The 19,629-nt window shown below is 30.2% G+C and carries 18 protein-coding genes, 1 tRNA gene and 1 pseudogene; 15 read left to right on the forward strand and 5 right to left on the reverse strand.

What is annotated here, in order from left to right; translation table 11 throughout:
* The first annotated feature begins 46 nt into the window (after positions 1–46).
* From JOP69_RS15835 to JOP69_RS15855, 5 genes are read left to right on the forward strand one after another with little or no spacing between them, the layout of a single operon-like run.
* A complete protein-coding gene (locus JOP69_RS15835; protein WP_203391875.1) occupies positions 47–2,935 on the forward strand; it encodes a TonB-dependent receptor in 2,889 nt (962 codons plus the stop codon).
* A gap of 32 nt (positions 2,936–2,967) precedes the next feature.
* Complete coding sequence (locus tag JOP69_RS15840; protein WP_203391876.1) at positions 2,968–4,209, forward strand: DUF4876 domain-containing protein; 1,242 nt, start codon at positions 2,968–2,970, stop codon at positions 4,207–4,209.
* Between the two features lie 28 nt (positions 4,210–4,237).
* The gene (locus JOP69_RS15845; RefSeq protein WP_203391877.1) at positions 4,238–5,773 is read left to right on the forward strand and encodes a DUF6850 family outer membrane beta-barrel protein; all 1,536 of its coding nucleotides are present in this window, start codon (positions 4,238–4,240) and stop codon (positions 5,771–5,773) included.
* A 60-nt stretch (positions 5,774–5,833) separates the two neighbouring features.
* Positions 5,834–7,150 carry a pitrilysin family protein gene (locus tag JOP69_RS15850; RefSeq protein WP_203391878.1) on the forward strand — a complete coding sequence of 439 codons (1,317 nt, stop codon included), beginning with the start codon at positions 5,834–5,836 and terminating at the stop codon, positions 7,148–7,150.
* Positions 7,151–7,160: 10 nt separating this feature from the next.
* Positions 7,161–8,606, forward strand: coding sequence for a pitrilysin family protein (locus JOP69_RS15855; RefSeq protein ID WP_203391879.1), 1,446 nt, complete (start codon positions 7,161–7,163; stop codon positions 8,604–8,606).
* An 81-nt stretch (positions 8,607–8,687) separates the two neighbouring features.
* Here the strand turns inward: JOP69_RS15855 and JOP69_RS15860 are convergent, their stop codons facing one another.
* Together JOP69_RS15860 and JOP69_RS15865 are read right to left on the reverse strand one after the other, a co-directional pair.
* Positions 8,688–9,572 carry a ChaN family lipoprotein gene (locus tag JOP69_RS15860; RefSeq protein ID WP_203391880.1) on the reverse strand — a complete coding sequence of 295 codons (885 nt, stop codon included), beginning with the start codon at positions 9,570–9,572 and terminating at the stop codon, positions 8,688–8,690.
* Positions 9,573–9,904: 332 nt separating this feature from the next.
* A complete protein-coding gene (locus JOP69_RS15865) occupies positions 9,905–10,279 on the reverse strand; it encodes a Fur family transcriptional regulator (RefSeq protein WP_203391881.1) in 375 nt (124 codons plus the stop codon).
* Positions 10,280–10,433: 154 nt separating this feature from the next.
* On the opposite strand from JOP69_RS15865, the gene JOP69_RS15870 reads away from it, so the two are divergent.
* The 9 genes and pseudogenes from JOP69_RS15870 to JOP69_RS15910 form a co-directional block, all read left to right on the forward strand.
* Positions 10,434–10,820, forward strand: a complete 387-nt coding sequence (locus JOP69_RS15870; protein WP_203391882.1) for a MerC domain-containing protein — start codon at positions 10,434–10,436, stop codon at positions 10,818–10,820.
* A 117-nt stretch (positions 10,821–10,937) separates the two neighbouring features.
* Complete coding sequence (locus JOP69_RS15875) at positions 10,938–11,180, forward strand: hypothetical protein (protein WP_203391883.1); 243 nt, start codon at positions 10,938–10,940, stop codon at positions 11,178–11,180.
* Positions 11,181–11,434: 254 nt separating this feature from the next.
* The gene (locus JOP69_RS15880) at positions 11,435–13,804 is read left to right on the forward strand and encodes a TonB-dependent receptor (RefSeq protein WP_203391884.1); all 2,370 of its coding nucleotides are present in this window, start codon (positions 11,435–11,437) and stop codon (positions 13,802–13,804) included.
* 128 nt (positions 13,805–13,932) lie between these two features.
* Positions 13,933–14,703, forward strand: a complete 771-nt coding sequence (locus tag JOP69_RS15885) for a DUF4625 domain-containing protein (RefSeq protein WP_203391885.1) — start codon at positions 13,933–13,935, stop codon at positions 14,701–14,703.
* Positions 14,704–14,759: 56 nt separating this feature from the next.
* Complete coding sequence (locus JOP69_RS15890) at positions 14,760–15,239, forward strand: DUF4625 domain-containing protein (RefSeq protein WP_203391886.1); 480 nt, start codon at positions 14,760–14,762, stop codon at positions 15,237–15,239.
* 45 nt (positions 15,240–15,284) lie between these two features.
* Positions 15,285–15,695: a MerC domain-containing protein gene (locus JOP69_RS15895; RefSeq protein ID WP_203391887.1), complete on the forward strand. Its 411-nt coding sequence runs from the start codon at positions 15,285–15,287 to the stop codon at positions 15,693–15,695.
* A complete protein-coding gene (gene folE, locus JOP69_RS15900) occupies positions 15,685–16,350 on the forward strand; it encodes a GTP cyclohydrolase I FolE (protein WP_203391888.1) in 666 nt (221 codons plus the stop codon). Before JOP69_RS15895 ends, folE begins: the two co-directional genes overlap by 11 nt.
* Before the next feature lie 99 nt (positions 16,351–16,449).
* Positions 16,450–17,355, forward strand: a complete 906-nt coding sequence (locus JOP69_RS15905; protein ID WP_203391889.1) for a GTP-binding protein — start codon at positions 16,450–16,452, stop codon at positions 17,353–17,355.
* 57 nt (positions 17,356–17,412) lie between these two features.
* A pseudogene (locus JOP69_RS15910) lies at positions 17,413–17,481 on the forward strand (GTP-binding protein); the annotation flags it as partial.
* Positions 17,482–17,570: 89 nt separating this feature from the next.
* Here the strand turns inward: JOP69_RS15910 and JOP69_RS15915 are convergent.
* From JOP69_RS15915 to JOP69_RS15925, 3 genes are all read right to left on the reverse strand, one after another.
* Positions 17,571–17,647 (reverse strand) — tRNA-Arg (locus JOP69_RS15915).
* A 58-nt stretch (positions 17,648–17,705) separates the two neighbouring features.
* Positions 17,706–17,936: a DUF2007 domain-containing protein gene (locus JOP69_RS15920; RefSeq protein WP_203391890.1), complete on the reverse strand. Its 231-nt coding sequence runs from the start codon at positions 17,934–17,936 to the stop codon at positions 17,706–17,708.
* Positions 17,937–17,947: 11 nt separating this feature from the next.
* The gene (locus tag JOP69_RS15925; RefSeq protein WP_203391891.1) at positions 17,948–18,100 is read right to left on the reverse strand and encodes an SsrA-binding protein; all 153 of its coding nucleotides are present in this window, start codon (positions 18,098–18,100) and stop codon (positions 17,948–17,950) included.
* Positions 18,101–18,641: 541 nt separating this feature from the next.
* On the opposite strand from JOP69_RS15925, the gene JOP69_RS15930 reads away from it, so the two are divergent.
* Positions 18,642–19,574 (forward strand): calcium/sodium antiporter, encoded by a 933-nt coding sequence (locus JOP69_RS15930; RefSeq protein ID WP_203391892.1) that lies wholly within the window; start codon positions 18,642–18,644, stop codon positions 19,572–19,574.
* Positions 19,575–19,629 lie beyond the last annotated feature (55 nt).

Below are 19,629 nucleotides of genomic sequence, written 5' to 3' on the forward strand. Positions count from 1 at the left end.
TAATTTTACTCAAGAGTGGCTCAAAAAGCGAACTCAAAATTTTATTATGAGGACAGTATTTTTATTATTTTGTTCTACAGTATTTAGTTTTACCTCAATTGACGTTATTTCTCAAAATGCGGAAATTAAAATAAATAAGGATAAAACCGTAACTGTAGATCAAATTTTCGACATTATTCAAGCACAAACAGATTATACTTTTATTTATCGGTCAGATATGTTTAAGGATGTTTCTCCTATGCATTTAAAAGAAGGTACCATAAAAGCAAAAACCTTGCTGATAAAAGCGCTACCTAAAAGATATTATAACATAGAATTACTTAAAAATAATACGATTGCTATCGAAAAAATAGATTTTTCTCAAAAAATAGATGTTAGAGGTAGTATTATAGACGATAACAAAAGACCACTTTCTGATGTAAACGTAATTGTTACAGATTTAAACCTCGGAACCTTTACGAATAAAAATGGTGAGTTTTTGATGACCATACCTCATAAAAATTTTATATTAAATGTAAGTCTTTTAGGGTATAAAACAGCAGAAATTGATTTGTCTTTAGAATCAGATTTATCTAATATTAAAATTATACTTCATGAAGATTTATTAGGTTTAGATGAGGTTGTAGTTACCGCAAAAAAGACAGTAAGTAGAGAAGGAACATCTACGTATAAAATAGGAAGTCAAGCAATGAAACAAGTTCAGGCAATGAACTTAGGCGATGTGTTAAGTTTAATTCCTGGTAATAAAATGGAACAAACAAACTTAACCTCTACAAAACAAGCTAATTTAAGAAGTGCAGTAAGTTCTGATGTAAACTCTTTTGGTACTGCTGTTATTTTAGATGGTGCGGCAATTAGTACAGATGCAAATATGCAAACAAAAAATTCATCTACTTTAAATGGAGGGAAATCTATTGTTGGTGGCGGTGTAGATTTACGAAGCATCACATTAGCTAATGTAGAATCTGTAGAAATTATAACAGGTATTGCATCACCAAAATATGGTAATTTATCTTCTGGTGGAATTTTAGTAAAAAGTAAAGTTGGTAAATCTCCTTATATTGTTTCTGCCAATGTTTCATCTACAAATTATCAGGCTTCTGTAGCAAAAGGATATGAGTTAAATAAATTAGGTGTTTTAAATACCGATTTATCTTATGCGTATTCTTCTGGCGCGCCAACAGAACGTAAATTATTTTATCAAAGTTTTAACTTAGGATTACGTTGGAAATTACCCGTATTTAAAGGTGTTAAATGGAATCATTTTACCTCTCTAAGAATAGGACATTCAGATGATGGAAATCGTCATGAACCAGAAGAAGTTTTTAAGAATGAAGCAGATGTAAAAAGCACTTCTTATCAAGCAACGCTTTCAGGAGATTTTCGTTCATCACTTTTAGGGAAAGTAAGTTATAATTTTAGCGGTAGTATAGTTAATCAACATTCTTTTTATGATACTTACGTTATTAACGGTCCTTTTCCTATTATAGAATCTATAGAAAGCGGAACTTATAATACCAACTATTCTCCGAATGCATTTAATCAAACTAGAGATATTAAAGGTAAACCCATCAATTTAAATGGAAGAATTGAGGCATCTCAAAATGCAAGTTATAAGAGTTTAGATTTTAATTTTGAAACTGGTTTGCAGTATTCTTTTGATGATAATACAGGTAGCGGTAGAGTTGCTACTGGTAATATTGCGCATACACAAGATATTGCTGGGAGTAGATCTGCAACATTTGAAAAAATCCCTGCATCTAAAATCTTTTCTGCTTATCATCAAACAATTATAAAAAGATCTGGTGAGACTTCTAACCAACAATTAAATTTAGGACTTAGATATGATAACATGTTAGAACGCTACAATTTACTGTCTCCACGTATGTCTTTTTCATCAAAACATAATAATTTTAAGGTTAGAGGAGCTTGGGGAGTTTCTTACAAAGCACCGGCAATGGTGCAATTATACCCAGGAAGATCGTACATAGATTATATCAATTTTCAATATTATGCAGAGAATCCAGACGAACGTTTAGCAATAGTAACAACCTATGTTTATCAACCTACAAACGAGCATTTAAAACCTAATTATTCCGATTTAAAAGAGGTTGGTTTTGACTGGTCTCCTTCTTTTATGAATTTTAATTTCACCTATTTTAAAAAAGACATGCGCAGAGGTATTTCTACAACAGACGAGTTATTACTATTGCCAAAAGCTGTTTATGAAGTAATAGATGCGCCAATAGGAGTGCAACCAACAGTTGAGCCTACCGGAGAGGTAAATAACATACCAAGAACGGTAAGTGTAATGAATAACAATTATTACGTTGCTACCAATGGAGTGGAAGCTACCATAAGTCCAAAGAAAATAAAAGCAACCAATACGCAGTTTAATTTTAGATATAGTTATTTAGAAAGTGTGGTAACAAATACCGGTTTTGATATTGATAAATCTAGTTATGTTGTTGGCGACAATTCTGTACGATATGGTGTTTATGAAAATAATTTAACAAAGGCAATTAGAAGTTTTGGTACTTTAACTTTAATTCAGCATATACCTTCTTTAAGGTTTGTGTTAACACTTTCAGCGGAATTAAACTTTAAGGAAAGTAGCCAGTATATTGGTGTAGGTTTATATCCGTTTGCATATTATGATATAGATGGTACTTATATAGAAATTCCTGAAGAAAATAGAATGGATCCAGAATTTGATGACTTAAAAAGAGATCGAAATTCATATACAACAACAGCAACTCCTTTTTACAGCAATTTTAATTTGCAGATACGTAAAGAAACGAAACAAGGACATTCTTTTAGTTTTTACGCCAATAACGCTCCATGGAACAACCCAACTTATGAATTTTTAGGAAGTAGAAGAACATTGAATAATAAAATATCAGTAGGTTTTAATTTAACCTTATTAATTAAATAAAAATAAATCAATAACAGTAAAACAACAACAACATGAAAAAAACAATTTTAAAACAACTAGGTTTAACAAAGTTAATTGCATTATTTCTCTTAATATCAGTAATTGTTAGCTGTGATAATGAAGATGATATTCCTAATTTAGGAAATTTAGAAGTTAAAGTAACATTAGCAAGTGGTCTTAGTGATATATCCTTAACAGATATAGATGTAACAATTACACAAACTATAGATAATTCTACTTTAACAATGAATACAGATACAAATGGTTTGGCAACTTTTTCTGATATTCCTGTAGGAACTTATACTGCTGTAGTAGCACATTCTACAGATGAATATACTTTAAGTGGTACTGCAAATAATATAATAATCGCAAGACAAGAAACTGTTGCAACAACAGTAGAAGTAAATGCGGTTAACCAAGACGGTGGTTTGGTTATTAAAGAAATATACACATCTGGATCTGGTTATGTTACTTTGTTTAAAGATTCGTTTGTTGAAATCTTTAATAATTCATCAGAAACATTATATGCAGATGGTATGTATATCGCGAATCTATTTGGAGATTCTGGTAGAACAGGAGACGTTTCAGTTTATTCGGTATTAACTGATGAAAATTATGTATATACAGATGTAATGAGTCAAATACCAGGAACAGGAACAGATTATCCTGTAGCTGCTGGTAAAAGTATTGTAATTGCATTAAACGCTATTAATTATAAGGAAGCAAGTGCAAATCCAGATGGAGAGTTAGATAATACAGATGCAACTTTAGAGCATTATTCTATAGATTGGTTAGAAGCACAAGGGCGTACTGGAAATTCTTTCTTTGAGTTTGATAACCCAGCGGTACCAAACATGATTAACACTTATATATTTGAAGGGACTAACTTTTTTAGATTGTCTACACCAGGAAGTATTGTTTTAGTTAACAGTGATGCAACTTTTGATGCTTCTGCTATTGTAGATTATACCGAACCAGGATCTACTTCTACCTTTAAAGTAATGAAAATTTCTATTGAAAATATTGTAGATGGCGTAGATATTTTAGAAAATTCAGCAGCAGTAGGTTTTAAACGTATGCCTTCTTCTATAGATGGTGGTTTTACTTATTTAAATGCTGATGGAGCAATTTCATATACAGGTTTAAGTAATAGAAGAAAAATTGATGAAGTAGCTACTGCTCGTTTTGGTAGAACTATTTTATTAGATACAAACAATTCAACTATAGATTTTGAAGCAATAGATTTTCCAGATAAATATGGTTATAACAAATAAAAAAAGAAACCGTGTAACAATAAAGAGAGTGTTTTTAACATTCTCTTTATTATTTTGTGTGTTCAGTAGTTTTGCGCAATCATCAACAATAGATAGTCTTTCTGTTATTGAGAGAGATTTTCAGTTTAAATTGTTTGAAGGCAGGTATTTTCAAATTCCATCGTTAATCAATCAATCTAATCTTACAAAGTTTTCTTATGGAACCATAAAATATTTGTATGGTGAAGGAAAACTAAGACATCCGCAAGAATATAAAAAACAAAACGGATTGTATTTTAAAACAGCTTCTTTAGCGGCCTTAGAAAATACAAATTGGACTTTTTATGGTAGCCTAGAATATTTAAATACTAGAATTGAAGATGTAGAAAATAATTTAACCTACGGAATTTCGGAGTATAATTCTCCATACTACTTTTTTCAAAAAACAACAGGTTTATGGAATCATCAGAATTATAATTTTGAAATAAGTGCGGCTCATAAAGTAAATTCTAAATTAAGTTTAGGAGGCTATTTAAACTATGATACCAATTTTTATTTTAGAAAAACAGATACTAGAAATGAGCTAACGGCTTTAAAAATTAATGGAAAGCTTTCTGCAAGTTATCAGTTTAACGAAAAACATTTATTGAGTTTAGCTTTAAGTACAGAGTTTTTTAAAACAGATTCTGAATTAGGAAATAAGTTTCCAGAAAATAATACAGAGGTTACTGCAAACTATTACTTAAACACGGGTTTAGGGTCTTATATAAAAAATATAGACAACGGCTTTCAAACCAAAAGAGTAATACCTCAATTACAATTGCATTGGCTTTTTAAACAAAATAATTGGGATTTATCTGTAGAAAGTGCAACCAAATACGGTGCAGAAAGATGGATAGATAAAAACATTGTAAGAGTAGAAGAGAATGATGAATTAACGAAGTATAGTTTTTTAAATCAACAATTTAATGTTGTGTTTAATCAGTATAAAAAAAATAGTTTATTATCTATTAATTTAAATGCCGAATATTTAAAAGGGAAAGGGAAAGTTTGGCAAGAATTAGGTGCTTATTATGCTAAAAACTTTAATGCTACAAACTATAATTTTAAAACTGAGGCAAACATTTTATTCTATAAAAAGTTATTGAATAAAGTGAGCTTAGGAGTAAATTATTCTAATGTAGAACAATTAGATTTAAACTATGCGTATCAATTCGATTATCAGTTTTTAGAACCTAAAGTAGCTCTTGGCTTGCATAAAGATGTTTCTACAAAAGTGGCATTTTTTACAAATGTTTCTGGTTTATATCACCATGTTTTAGATATGCAACATAACCCTTATGCAGCCAACAACATTTATGTAGATTGGATTGGAAATAGCGTTGCAGATTATACAGGAACCAGCTCTTTTAATTTAAACACCAAATTAGGTTTTAATGTAAAACTTAAAAACGAGAATACCTTAGAATGTTCTCTTACTGGTGATTATTGGCAAGCGACAAGCTTATCTAACGAAGCAATTAATTATGTTTCAAAAAGCGATGATTATCTAAGTTTAGTGGTTGGGCTTAAATTGTATTTTTAATGGATACACAAGCTTTCTGCTATAAAGAGTTCGTATTATTATAAAATTTAAATTAAAAAAATGAAGTCATTATTTAAAGTATTCATCTTTTTTATTCCACTGGTTATTTGTGGGCAAAAGTTGGACAATGTTCATTTTGAAGAATATGATTTAGCAAACGGATTGCATGTTATTCTTCATAAAGATGTAAACGAACCCAATGTAATTGTTGGGACTAAATACCATGTAGGTTCTAAAAATGAAGAGATAGGGAAAACAGGATATGCACACTTTTATGAGCACCTTTTATTCCATGGAACAAAAAATATTCCGCAAGGAAAATTTGAGAAAATTATTTTAGATGCTGGTGGATATTGCAATGCATATACCAATTATGATGTAACTTATTATTATCAATTATTGCCTGCACACGAATTTAAATTGGGGCTTTGGGCAGAGTCAGAAAGAATGTTACACCCTGTAATTACGCCAGAAGGTATTAATCGTGAAAGAGAGATTGTAAAGGAAGAGAAAAGAATGCGTTATGATAGTAAACCATTGGGTAATTCTTACTTTGAAATGATGTCTAAACTATTTTCTGATGAAACTTACGGACATAATATGATTGGTTCTATGGAAGACCTTAATGTTGCTTCTAAAGAAGATTTTGATGCGTTTCTAAAGACTTATTACATTCCTAATAATGCCTGTTTAGTGGTTTCCGGTAATATTGATATTAAAGAAACTAAAAAATGGATAAAGCTTTATTTTAAAGATATCCCGAAAGGGAAAAAGATAAAAAGACCTATAAAATTTGATAGAATATCTGGAGTCGAAAAACATACGGAAAGAACTGTAAAAGGCTTAAAAGAAGAATCTATATTAGTAGGATATCCGTTAATGTCACAAAGTGATGCAGATGCTCCTGCGATGCAAATAATAAATGCTATTTTATCTGGTAGTAGTAATTACTCTTATTTTGAAAATCATCTAAATTTAAAGAAAGACACCATTATTAAACGTATTAAATCTTCAGTTGATTTTTGGGAAAAGGAAGGAACATTGCGTATTACTGCAAATGTTGAGAATAAAAATAGTGAACCTTATTTACTAGAAAAAATAGAAGCACAAATAACGCTTTTAAAAAATGAGCCTGTCGATGCTGTTGTATTGCAACAAGTAAAAAAGCAATTCGAATCTGCTCATGTAGACTACTTTTATCATGCAGAAACATTTGCAGATAAGGTAACTAATTATTATCATTTATATAATAAAACATCAGACATTAGAAATCTTATAGATGATTTTAATAAGGTAACAACTGATGACATTCAGCGAGTTGCTAAAAAATATTTAGATAAAAAGAATCAAGTAGTAATTGTTTATCACCCAGAATAATTTAGTAAAAATGAAAAATATTTATATATTAATATTTGCTATTTGTTTTAGCTTTAAGGCTATTGCACAAGTAGATCGTTCTATGCCTCCAGAAGCAGATGAGCCTGCAAAATTAAATGTAGGTAAATTAATTCCTATACAGCTAAACAACGGACTTCGTATTTATTTGGCTCCTGTAAAAGAGTATCCAAAATTTACAATATCTGTAAATATAGAGTTGCCAGGTTATGATAAAGAAACAAAGCTTGCAGAAAAGAAAATTTTAAATTCAGCATATTTTGAGAAACTATCAGCAAAATATCCTAACGGAGAAATTGATTCTATAACCAAATATTATGGAGCCATGTTAAATGCCAGTATGAATGGTGGTACAATAAAAGGGATGAAGCAAGATGTAAATATGTTGTTAGATGTTTATGCTGATGCGCTATTACATCCTGTTATTACTGATAGTTACATTCAAAAAAAACATGAAGAACAGATTGAAAAAGATAAGAAGAAAATATCAAAAGTAAATACACCTAAAAAACAGTTTTCGATAGAAAAAATTATAGATTCCTTGTTATTTGGCAATGAGAAGAAAGTTATTGAAACTCAAGAAAAAGTGAAAGCTAATTATAATGGTTTAACAGTTTCTGATATTGAAAACTTTAAAAATGATAGAATTGTATCTAATAATTCTTTAATAGTAGTTGTTGGAGATTTTACAGAAAAAGAATGTAAAGAATTAATGATGCGTTATTTTGGTGCTTGGAAATCTGGAGAACCTTATGTTAAGAATAGCCCTATAAATAAAAAAACTTCTATTATTAAAAAAAGGAAAATAGTGGTTGTAGATGCGCCAAATGCAGTTCAGTCTGATATTTCTTTTAGATGGCATTTAGGGGATGCATATACTTATTTTAAAGATGATATTAAGTTACAGGTGTTAAATGAAATTTTTGGAGCAAGTCAATTATCCTATTTATATAAAAATTTAAGAGAAGATAAAGGGCTTTGTTATTTTATTAGATCTTCTGTTGGCGCTTCTGCCGTTGGTGGTACAGGAACTGTTCGTACAAGTGTACGTAATAATCAAACTGCGTATGCAATAGAAAACATTATTTTAGAAATGTTGCGATTAAGAAATGGAAAAGTAAGCGCATCAGATTTAAAAATAGCTAAAAACAGTTTAATTGGTCGTTATACACGATCTTTAAATGCAATTGCGCCAATACCATATATTACGTTTGCCATGCAAAAAGATGATTATAATTTACCTGATGATTATTTACAAAGTAAAGTAGAAAAATATTATGAGGTAAATGTAGATGATATTATGGCAATGTCTCAAAAATACATAGATCCTTTTAAATCTGTTATTTATATTAAAGGTAAAGTTTCTGAACTAAAAGGAACGCTAGAAAAATTTGGAGATGTAATGTACTTTGATGAAAAAGGAAATACAATAGAATAAGCTTAACGTTTACTAAAAATATAAAAATCCTAGAAGTAATTCTAGGATTTTTTATTGTAAAAGAAAGTTAGATTTAGTAAACTAACTTTTTGTTTGTGTCATATTATCGGCAACTACAAGTATATAATTGGCTATCGTATTTTTTTCTTCTTTAGTCATTTTACTCCATTCAGATTGAGAAACAGTAGTAATTGATTTTAGTGTTAATCCTGGTTGAATCTTCTGAATCCACCAAATGATACCTTGTTCGTAGTTAGAGTGGTATGAACCTTCAAAATGAAGTAATAAATCTCCTTTTTTAAAGTTTTTAAGAGAAAAATGAGCCATAGTAGCGTCTTTTGCAGCTTGTGCCGTTTGTATATTTAACATGTTTGGTGGCACGTGTCCTCCCATTTTATCAGCCATTTCTGCATACGCTTTTACGGTAGGGTCAAAATATTTTTCTAAATCTGGGCCAATTAAAGCAAGAGCTTCCGGACTTAATTCTTTTAAAGCATCCATTCCTTTTTTATTAAACATAGCGGCATATCTTCTAGGAATATTTGTAGCAATAAATCGAAGATTATTGGTTTTTGCAAATTCAACCAAAGGTCTGTAATCAGTTTGGTAATTACCCCACATTTGTGTCATTTCAGGAATCATTTTACTTTCTGGGTACAATCCAGATAAATATTCATTTAAAACCAATTGATTTCCGCTTTCTAACATTTCAGCTCCAAAGAATAATGAGTCTTTTTTAATGTTAAACAAACTTTTACTCACTTCTAATTGCATCCAATGTGCAATAGGATTGTAATGATATTCGCCAAAAAACACCATATCGCTATCAGCAAGATCTTTAATCATTTTGTTATAATTAGCAGTCTTTCCATTATTTTTAAATAATTGATAGGCAGGTTTATTTTGTGCTTTGGTGGTGCTTATTAAGGATATTAATAAAAGGGTTGTAAGTAATAAATATTTCATATTTTCTTGGTTTAGATATGCGAAATTAGAGGATGCTTTAAAAGGATGTAGTTAAAGGATTGTTAAATATAAACCACTAAACTATTATTGTTTATATGATTTTTTTTAAGTAAATTTTCTTTGTTAAAGATTGATATATAGAAAGAAATAAAAAAGTAATTATTTTTGATATATCAGCAGAATATTAATATTTGAATCGTTTATCAAGTAGAGAAACAATTTAATTAAAATTGAGCGTAAAGTTGTTATTTTTTAATTTTAGTAATCAAAATACTGTATAGTTGTAGATTAAAAAAAATAGTATAATTTAGAAATGTTAAGTGATCATAAAACTAAGAACAATCTTTACAAGTTCCGGTTAAAACGCAATTTACGTTTTCAACCAAATAATTCTCCGGAACTGAAAAATTAACTTCACCTGGCAAACATTCTATGGTATCACATTTTAAACATCTAAAATGAAAGTGGTGCACTGTTTTATGTTCTTTATCGCAATCTAAACATAATGCAAAATACTGTTTACCGTCTTCTGCAACCACTTTATGTAAAATTCCATCATCGCAAAAACGATTCAATACGCGGTAAATGGTAGCCCTGTTGATGTCAATATTTATTTTCTTTTCAATTGCATCCTGACTCATTGCTTTTCCTGTTTTTGTTAATACATTTAAAACAGCTTCTTTTGTAGGAGTACTTCTTCTTTTCATCTTGATGCGATCTATTTGCAATAATTAATGCGATTCTATTGCAATATTATAAAAAATATAATATGTTTGCAAACTTGTAATGCGACTTTGTTGCTTTAACAGGTAATCTTGTAATGTTTTATTAATGACTGCAAGTACTATAAAATAGAATTAAATGAAAATTAAAAACAATACCATAGATATTATTGCGCTTTCAAGCTCCTTAATTTGTGCAGTGCATTGTGCAGCAATACCATTAATTCTTTCATTTTCATCTTTAAGTAGTCTGCATTTTTTAGGGAATAAATATATTGAAGGTACGTTTATTAGTTTCGGACTTTTTTTTATTTTAATTTCTTTGTGGCCAAGTTATATAAAGACACATCAAAATGTAAAACCTTTGGTCTATGCTATTTTTGGGTTTCTATTTGTAGTTTTAGGGAGACTTAATTTATCGGAGCTTTTTGAGGTTATAAATACAGTTATCGGAGCTTCTTTAATTGCTTTTGCTCATTATACCAATTGGAAATTATTGAAGAGTAAGAAATGCTATAAGCATTAAGTTAATTTTAATAAAATAGTTATCTCGTTTTTTAGATTTTTTAATAGATTAATGAAGCTAAGTCGCCATAAAAATAATATTACATACCTGTTTCTTGTACTTTTTCTATCGATGAAAATGGCAGGGCTTCATGTGTTGTCTCATACAGATGATAAAGAACATGCAGCGTATTGTCTTATATGTGATCATGCGATTGTACATAATTTAACGCCAACACTTGCGCCAGGTTTTAGTGATCTTGAAATTAAAAATATTGATTTTTTTATTCAGCAAGAAATAGTAATAAACTACAGAAGTGTTATTTTTAATAATGCAATTCCTAGAGAACTTTTTTCTCGACCTCCTCCCTTTATGGTATAAGTTTTCTATACATTTTATTACTAACTATTTTAAAAGAGTTAACGCGCTTTTTATAATTTTTTTTGGATGATGTTATATAATCATTATCAAAGAAAGGGTATAACTAGCATTATTTTTCTTAGCTGTAATTTTAGTAAACTATTTATTTTAAGGTTGATAAAGTTCCTAGATTTTATCCTTAAAATATAGCGGTGTATAGATTTTGTGATGGTTCTATTTTAAGAGCATTTTTTCAAATCTTATAGTATACTATTATGTTTAAAAATATATTGAGTATCTGGCTATCTTTTAGCCTGTGCTCTATTGCGTTTGCGCAAGATTCTTATCAAATAAAAGGATCTGTGTTAAATTCCAAGACTTTACAACCTATAGAAGGTGCTAATATTATTGGCGAAAATCTATTTTCAATTTCATCAGAAACAGGTGAGTTCAGCATCAATAATGTAGACCAAGGAACGTATACTTTTAAAATATCTCATGTTGGTTTTGATGCCGAAACTGTCACGGTACAAGTTAAATCTGCGAAAATTTCAATTCCTGTTTATTTAAAAGAATCTTCTACACTGCTAGAAGAAATTAAAGTGTTGGGCAAGTCTAAAGGAAGAAAAAATAAAGAAATTTCGTTTGTTTCTCAGACGGTTTCTAAAGAGTTTCTCAATAATAATAGAGAAAATAGTTTGATGCAGACTTTGAGTAAAATACCTGGAGTTAGCACTATTAATATTGGCTCCGGACAATCGAAACCCGTTATTAGAGGTTTAGGATTTAACAGAGTTGCTGTAGTGCAAAACGGCATAAAGCACGAAGCGCAACAATGGGGAAACGATCATGGTTTAGAAATTGATCAGCAAGGAATAGAAAATATACAAATTATAAAAGGTCCGGCCTCGTTGTTGTATGGTTCTGATGCAATTGCAGGTGTTGTAGATATTCAACCCAATAAAATTCCGTTAGAAAATACTTTTAAAGGGGAAGTCAATATTTTAGGAGAAACCAATAATGATTTAGTAGGAATTTCTACGGGAGTTGAATCTAGAAAAGAGCATTGGTTTTATCGCGCACGATTAACCTATAGAGATTATGGAGATTACAAAGTGCCTACGGATAAAATTAATTATGAAAATTACATTTTTGATTTACATGACAATAATTTAAGAAACACTGCTGGTAACGAGGCAAATGCAAGTGTAAGTGTTGGTTTTATTGATGATAAAATTACATCGGAAACTGTATTTAGTAATGTAAATGCAAAAAACGGATTTTTTGCAAATGCGCATGGTTTAGAAGTAAGAACTTCTAGTATTGATTATGATGCTTCTAGTAGAGATATCGATTTACCTTTTCATAAAGTAAATCACTTTAAAATTACCAATAATACGACTTTAAAGAAAGATAATTCTACGTTGCATTTCGATTTTGGTTATCAAAATAATCATAGAGAAGAACATTCAGAACCTGTTCCGCATGGTTATATGCCAAAACCGTCGGATACAAAAGAACGTGTATTTCATAAAAACACTTACTCATTTAATGTAAGAGATGTATTTAAACCTAACAATCAACACAATATGGTTGTTGGATTAAATATGGAATATCAAGATAATAATATTGATGGTTGGGGATTTTTAATTCCAGAATACAATCGTTTTACAGCGGGTGTATTTGGATACGATCAATTTGAAATTAATAATAATTTACACGTTTTAGCAGGTGTGCGTTATGATTACGGATTGTTAGATACCAAAACGTATAAAGATTGGTTTCCATCAACCGTCAAAAATAACGATGGATCTACATCTTCTGTTTTTTTACAAAGGGCGAAAGATAAAGTGTTGAATTTTGGAAATTTAAGCGCTTCTTTGGGTTTGAGTTATATCAACAATAACACAACGTATAAAGTAAATGTAGGTAGAAGTTTTAGAATGCCTTTGGCAAATGAGTTGGCTTCTGATGGAGTGAACTATCACATGTATCGTTATGAAAGAGGAAACTTAGATTTAGACCCAGAAATATCATATCAATTAGATTTGGATATAGATCATACTACAAAATGGTTTAGTGTAGGTGTGAGTCCGTTTGTAAACTTTTTTGACAATTATATTTATTTAAATCCGACTTCTAATTATTACGAAACCTTACAAATTTATGAATACACCCAAGCCAAGGTTTTTAGAATAGGAGGAGAGTTTAGAGCAAATGCCACCCTTAATAAAAACTTGCAAGTAGATGCTTCTGTAGAGTATGTGTATTCTAGACAAACAAGCGGACCAAAAGAAGGATTTACTTTGCCTTTTTCACCGCCATTATCGGGGTTATTATCTGCCAATTATCAATTTAAAGAACTGTTATTTTTTAAAAAGCCGCAATTAGTGGCAGATTATAGAATAACTGCATCTCAAGAAGAAATTGTTCCTCCGGAAGAAAAAACGGCAGGTTATCAAGTCTTAAATATGTCTTTTTCATCAGAAATAAATGTGTTTAAAAAGGAGACTCCCATAGAAATGCGTGTAAAACTGAATAACGTATTTAATACCAAATATTACAATCACACCAGTTTTTACCGATTGATAGATGTGCCAGAAGCTGGTAGGAATCTATCGTTATCCCTAACCATACCTTTTTAAAATTTATCGAAAAATCATTAATCAATTATCGGTTATCAATTAACAATGTTCAATAAATAATAATCAATTAAAATTAATCAATAATCAATAATCAACAAGTAAAATTAAAACAAATGAAAACAAACAGTATGAAATCAAATTTAAAATTTTTAGCAATTATTGCTTTTGTCGGAATTACTTTACAATCATGTAGTAGTGATGAAAACCTCGAATTAAATGCCCCAATTATTTCAAATTTTGAGTACGGAAAAGGTAGTGATCATACCACAGATCAAGTAGCTTACAAAGGATCAGACATTCATTTAGAAGGCGAAATTAACGCAGAAGCCATTGTAAGCAGTATTACGCTTTCTATTCACGCGCACGATTTAACTCCTGGAGACGGAGAAGTAGCGTGGGGTTTTGAACAAGTATTTACTGATGCTAAATATTTAGCAATCAATCCTACTTTTCATGAGCATATAGATGTTCCTGCTAATGCGCCGGCAGGAGAATATCATGTAGAGCTTACAGTTACTGATGAACAAGGAAACAGCACAGAAGTAGAAGGACATATTCAAATTTTAGATGTTATTACTTTAAGTGAAATTTCTATTGATACTACTGTCGCCAGAGGCGATGATTTTCATGCAGAATTTAAGATTGATGCTGTAAATGGTATTCATAGTATTTCTGTGGATGCTCAAGCACACGGACTAACTGTTGGGGCTGGAGAGGTAGAATGGGATTTTGAACAAGAATTTTTAGGGAAATACCATGAGCAAACTTCTATTGAATTTCATGAGCATATAGATGTTCCTGCAACTGCTCCTGTTGGCGAGTATCATATCATTTTTACAGTAAAAGATGAAGATGGAAATACCAAAGAGTATGAAACTCATATAGATATTACTGCTTAATTAAATAAAAATTTACCGCATAGTATTTATACTGTACGGTTTTAAATCGAATTACCATGAAATTTAGATTAAAACATTTTTATATTTTATCATTTATAATACTAATTTCTTCTTGTTCTAGTGATAATAGTATTGATAAAGATGAAGAAAAACCAACCATAAGCATTAATTATAACGAAGGATTTCCGCAAGGTTGTGCCGTATTAAAAAGAGGAGAAACCTATAGTTTTAGAGCTAAAGTTACAGATAATAAGGCATTGGCTGCTTATAGCATCGATATTCACCATAATTTTGACCATCATACACATGATGACCAAGTAGCTGAATGTAATTTAGAAGATATAAAACAAGCTATAAATCCATTCATATTTATAGAAAACTATTCTATAGACGAAGAGGTAACTAGTTATGAAATTAATATTGCTATTACAATTCCAAATGATATAGATACTGGAGATTATCATTGTGCATATTCTGTAACGGATAAAACTGGTTGGCAGTCTAGAACTTCTGTAGATATAAAGATTGAGGAATAGTGTTGGAACTTAGATAAACGTAAGGATATAAAATTATTATTAAATATGACATTTACAAATCAAAAAGCAGATCATATAGGTGCTATAGCTAGTTCACTTTGTTTGATTCATTGTGTTGCAACACCTTTTATATTTATTGCACAAAGTAGTGTTCTTGCTTGTTGTAGCACAACAACTGCACCTAGTTGGTGGAAATTTATAGACTATTTTTTCTTAGTCATTTCATTTTTAGCTATTTATCGTTCCACAGAAACCACCGCAAATAATTGGATGAAACCTTCTTTGTGGTTTAGTTGGTTGCTGCTTTTTGTAGTGATTATTAATGAAAAAATAGCATTGCTTTCTATACCAGAAAGCGCAATTTATATACCGGCAATTGCCCTGATTATTTTACATACATATAATAGAAAATATTGCCAATGTAAAACCGATAAATGTTGTAGTCATGAAAAATAAAAAACAAATAGAAATCGTAGGAGATAATCATTTTTCAACGAGTATAAAAACGCCTTTACGTGCAGATGCTTTTGATAAAAGTGACGATGAGAAAATAGAAAACATTCAGTATCATTTTAAAAAGATCATGGAAGAAATGGGGTTAGATTTAACTGATGATAGTTTGTCTGGCACTCCGTATCGCGTTGCAAAAATGTATGTAAAGGAGTTGTTTTATGGATTAAACCCTATAAATAAACCTAGGTTATCCACTTTTGAAAACAAATATGGGTATAAAAAAATGCTGGTAGAACAAAATATTACCATAGATTCTGCTTGCGAACATCACTTTTTGCCAATAATAGGGTATGCAAATGTGGCGTATATTCCTAAAGACAAAGTAATAGGTTTGTCTAAAATAAATCGATTGGTAGATTATTATGCCCGTCGTCCGCAAGTGCAAGAAAGGCTTGTGCTTCAAATTTTAAACGACTTACAAACTATTTTAGAAACCAAAGATGTAATTGTTTCTGTTACTGCAAAGCACCTTTGCGTTTCTTCTAGAGGGATTAAAGATCAAAGTAGTTTTACAACCACTTTAGAGTATGGAGGTTGTTTTGAAGAAGCTGAAACTCGTAATGAATTCTTAAAGATCATCGCTCAAGAGAAAATATAATTTAGGGCATTTTTCGAATGAATGTTGTAAGGTTTTATTGATAAAATGAATACATTAAATCTACTAAAAGCATAAATTAGCACAAGCATTTTTTACAATATGGAAGCAATTATTACCATTGTCGGTTTTTTAGGATCAGGGAAAACTACCTTGTTAAATTATTTAATAGATCGTTTTACAGAAAAAAAATGGAATCCTTTTGTCATTTTAAATGATTATGAAAATGCCAATATGGATGTGCAGCAGTTTCTAGAAAAAGTAGATAACAAATATCTAAAAGCGCTTACCGGAAGTTGTATCTGTTGCAGTGGTATACATGAACTTAGAAATTATGTAAACGGAATTCCTGTTAGAAAAAACGGAATTACCTTAATTGAAGCCAACGGAACATCAGATGCTTGTTCGCTTATGGAGTTTTTAGGAGTAGGTGTAAATGATCGATTTTTACCACCGATACAAATCTCTGTGGTAGATGTACAAAATTGGCAAAAACGAGGAGAACATAATGAATTAGAAGCGAATCAAATACAAGTTTCCTCTTTAATTGTGCTGACTCATCTTAATGGAGCTTCAGAAAATAGAACAGCATTGGTGGTTAAAGATTTAAAAAAGCACAACCCTTTTGCTAAAATCATTACCATGGATGCGCTAGACGTTGAGTTGTTACCCATTCTTTTACCTTCTAAAAATGTGGTCGATAAATTAGCGCATCAAAAAGCACATTGGTCTTCCTGTTCTATAGATTTACCTGTTTTACCATCTAAAGATTGTATAGATTTTATTTGTAAACAATTACCTAAAAGTATACTTAGGGTTAAAGGTTGTGTGCAAATAGCTAAAGAAGCAAATTATACTTATTTTGAAAGAACTCCAGACGGAAAAGTATTTGTAAGACCTTTTAAAGGCGTACCAATTACAGGAACTAAATTACTAACTATTGGTGCTGGTAGTGAACCCGCTGTTTTAGAAAAAGTGATTGCATACAGCCTTAAAGCTCATAATTAATTACGATAATTTAGATAAATAACCCATTCAAAATATAAAATAATAATGATAAAAGGAATAAAAAAATTACCAGTAACTGTTTTAAGTGGATTTTTAGGAGCTGGTAAAACTACATTGTTAAATCATTGTGGTGTTTAAATTCTTGTTTTGTAGGCAAATAGTATGCAAATGAAAAAACCAGTAATTTCCAAATCGTTGGAAAGTACTGGTTTTATTGGTGACCATGGCTGGATTCAAACCAGCAACCTCTTGAGCCGTAATCAAGTGCGCTATTCAGTTGCGCCACATGGCCGTTAAGCGGGTGCAAATATAGTGTGCTTTTTTGAATACGGAAAGATAATTGTTGTTTTTTATGAATTTATTTTCATTTTATAAGCATCTATAATTGGTTGGGCCTTTTCTAGATCTGTTTTTAAGACAAATAATTCAACAGAATTTGTGGGAACACCAAAACCAGCTAATCTTCCAGATTCTACTCGATCGGATGTTCTAGATTTAATATCTGCATTAATTAATAAGGTATGCAATCTGTGTACTATGATAGAATTATCTGTAAATACTTTGGTATAATCTTCAGACATAATATTGTTTTTTAGGTTAATGAATTTTTAGTTGTAAAAGCTCTCCATCCAATAATAGCTAGTTGAATTTTAGATGCTTTAGAGATATCCAATCCTTTTTTAGTAAAGGAAGGTAAGATCAATTTATTAATCTTTGCAAGTATTTTAAAAACTTGTTTTTTCATTGGTCGTAAATTAGCTATCAAATTTACTAAAATAAACAACTCAATGTTTAAAGATTGAGTTGTTTAAAGGTAAGTTACTTTTTTTTCTCTGCATATATAGTTTTGTTATTTTTTTGTTATAATAAAAGTTGAAATATAATATCACAGAGCGTTGTTATACATTTAATTAAAATTAGAATCATAATAGTTTGGGTTTTAAAAGTTACTAATTTGTGTCAATTTCGAAATTGTTTTATCAATATATAATGTTTGCAGCCTCGTTACCAAATAGAGTAGTAGTTATTAATTAAATTGATTTGTTATTAGTAATCATTTAATGTAAATTAGTTTTAATATGTAACCATATTTGCTTTAATCATATTTGTAATTGTAAGTTGTAAGGTTGTTTTAGGTAATTAAGTGTTAGGTTGTAAAGGCGTGTTTATTTGAATTTTTAAAACGTAAAGGAAAGTGCCTTTTAAAAATTTAGAAATTTTGGCTTTTCATTTTTTATTTTCTTCTAAGAGTGATAAAAATGTATCTTCGCTAAAAATTATAATTCATGAATTTTTTATTAATAATTGGAGGTTTGGTATTGTTGATTTTGGGAGGGCATTGGTTGTTAAAATCTGCTGTTGCTTTATCTTTAAAATTAGATATTCCAAAAATAGTTATTGGTATGACAGTGGTTTCCTTTGCTACTTCTGCACCAGAACTAATTGTAAGTATTAATGCTGCTTTAAGTGGTTCTTCAGATTTAGCTTTGGGTAATGTTATTGGTTCCAATATTGCTAATTTAGGTTTGGTTTTAGGAATTACCTTGTTATTAGGAACCATGGAAGTGCAAAAGAGTTTTTATAAAACAGATTGGCCTGTTATGATGATTGCATCGCTTCTTTTGTATTTTTTCTTAAGTGGTGATCATGTAATTACTCGAAATGAAGGAATTATTTTGTTTTCATTTTTAATTATCTTTTTAGTATACCTTTTACGTTTTCAAAAAACAGCCGTAATAGATGAATTACCAGAAGATGATGAACCTTTGCCTTTGTATAAGATAGTTTTGTTTTTAGTTATAGGAGGTATAGGGCTTTGGGGTGGATCTGAATTATTAATAAAAGGAGCTACTTCTCTCGCTTTAGAGTTTGGTGTAAGTGAACGTGTAATAGGTGTTACGGTAGTTTCTATAGGAACAAGTGTACCTGAGCTAGCGGCGTCTATTATAGCTGTTTTAAAGAAAGAAAAAGCAATTTCTTTAGGAAACCTTATTGGATCTAATGTGTTTAATATTTTAGCTGTTTTAGGAATTACTTCTATAATTACTCCTGTTGCAGTAAAAGACCAAGGATTGCTAACCAGTGATATTTTTTGGATGTTAGGAATCTCTTTTATTGTGCTTCCTTTGGTTTTTATACCAAAAGGATATCGTTTAAATTGGAAAGATGGTATTCTTTTATTAGCAGCTTATTTGGCTTTTATTTATCATACTATTTAAGCGAAATAGAACCGACTCTTTAAAGAGCCGATTTTTAAAAAAAAAGAAAAATAAA

The organism is Polaribacter sp. Q13 (assembly GCF_016858305.2).
In the GTDB taxonomy this organism is placed as follows: domain Bacteria; phylum Bacteroidota; class Bacteroidia; order Flavobacteriales; family Flavobacteriaceae; genus Polaribacter.

What these genes read in the sequence shown, in the direction of transcription:
- JOP69_RS15930 (WP_203391892.1), top strand. Translation starts at nt 18,642, where the DNA reads ATGAATTTTTTATTAATAATTGGAGGTTTGGTATTGTTGATTTTGGGA.
- JOP69_RS15865 (WP_203391881.1), bottom strand. Translation starts at nt 10,279, where the DNA reads ATGAAAAGAAGAAGTACTCCTACAAAAGAAGCTGTTTTAAATGTATTA.
- JOP69_RS15870 (WP_203391882.1), top strand. Translation starts at nt 10,434, where the DNA reads ATGAAAATTAAAAACAATACCATAGATATTATTGCGCTTTCAAGCTCC.
- JOP69_RS15890 (WP_203391886.1), top strand. Translation starts at nt 14,760, where the DNA reads ATGAAATTTAGATTAAAACATTTTTATATTTTATCATTTATAATACTA.
- JOP69_RS15850 (WP_203391878.1), top strand. Translation starts at nt 5,834, where the DNA reads ATGAAGTCATTATTTAAAGTATTCATCTTTTTTATTCCACTGGTTATT.
- JOP69_RS15840 (WP_203391876.1), top strand. Translation starts at nt 2,968, where the DNA reads ATGAAAAAAACAATTTTAAAACAACTAGGTTTAACAAAGTTAATTGCA.
- JOP69_RS15905 (WP_203391889.1), top strand. Translation starts at nt 16,450, where the DNA reads ATGGAAGCAATTATTACCATTGTCGGTTTTTTAGGATCAGGGAAAACT.
- JOP69_RS15855 (WP_203391879.1), top strand. Translation starts at nt 7,161, where the DNA reads ATGAAAAATATTTATATATTAATATTTGCTATTTGTTTTAGCTTTAAG.
- JOP69_RS15885 (WP_203391885.1), top strand. Translation starts at nt 13,933, where the DNA reads ATGAAATCAAATTTAAAATTTTTAGCAATTATTGCTTTTGTCGGAATT.
- JOP69_RS15925 (WP_203391891.1), bottom strand. Translation starts at nt 18,100, where the DNA reads ATGAAAAAACAAGTTTTTAAAATACTTGCAAAGATTAATAAATTGATC.
- JOP69_RS15895 (WP_203391887.1), top strand. Translation starts at nt 15,285, where the DNA reads ATGACATTTACAAATCAAAAAGCAGATCATATAGGTGCTATAGCTAGT.
- JOP69_RS15835 (WP_203391875.1), top strand. Translation starts at nt 47, where the DNA reads ATGAGGACAGTATTTTTATTATTTTGTTCTACAGTATTTAGTTTTACC.
- folE (WP_203391888.1), top strand. Translation starts at nt 15,685, where the DNA reads ATGAAAAATAAAAAACAAATAGAAATCGTAGGAGATAATCATTTTTCA.
- JOP69_RS15880 (WP_203391884.1), top strand. Translation starts at nt 11,435, where the DNA reads ATGTTTAAAAATATATTGAGTATCTGGCTATCTTTTAGCCTGTGCTCT.
- JOP69_RS15875 (WP_203391883.1), top strand. Translation starts at nt 10,938, where the DNA reads ATGGCAGGGCTTCATGTGTTGTCTCATACAGATGATAAAGAACATGCA.
- JOP69_RS15860 (WP_203391880.1), bottom strand. Translation starts at nt 9,572, where the DNA reads ATGAAATATTTATTACTTACAACCCTTTTATTAATATCCTTAATAAGC.
- JOP69_RS15920 (WP_203391890.1), bottom strand. Translation starts at nt 17,936, where the DNA reads ATGTCTGAAGATTATACCAAAGTATTTACAGATAATTCTATCATAGTA.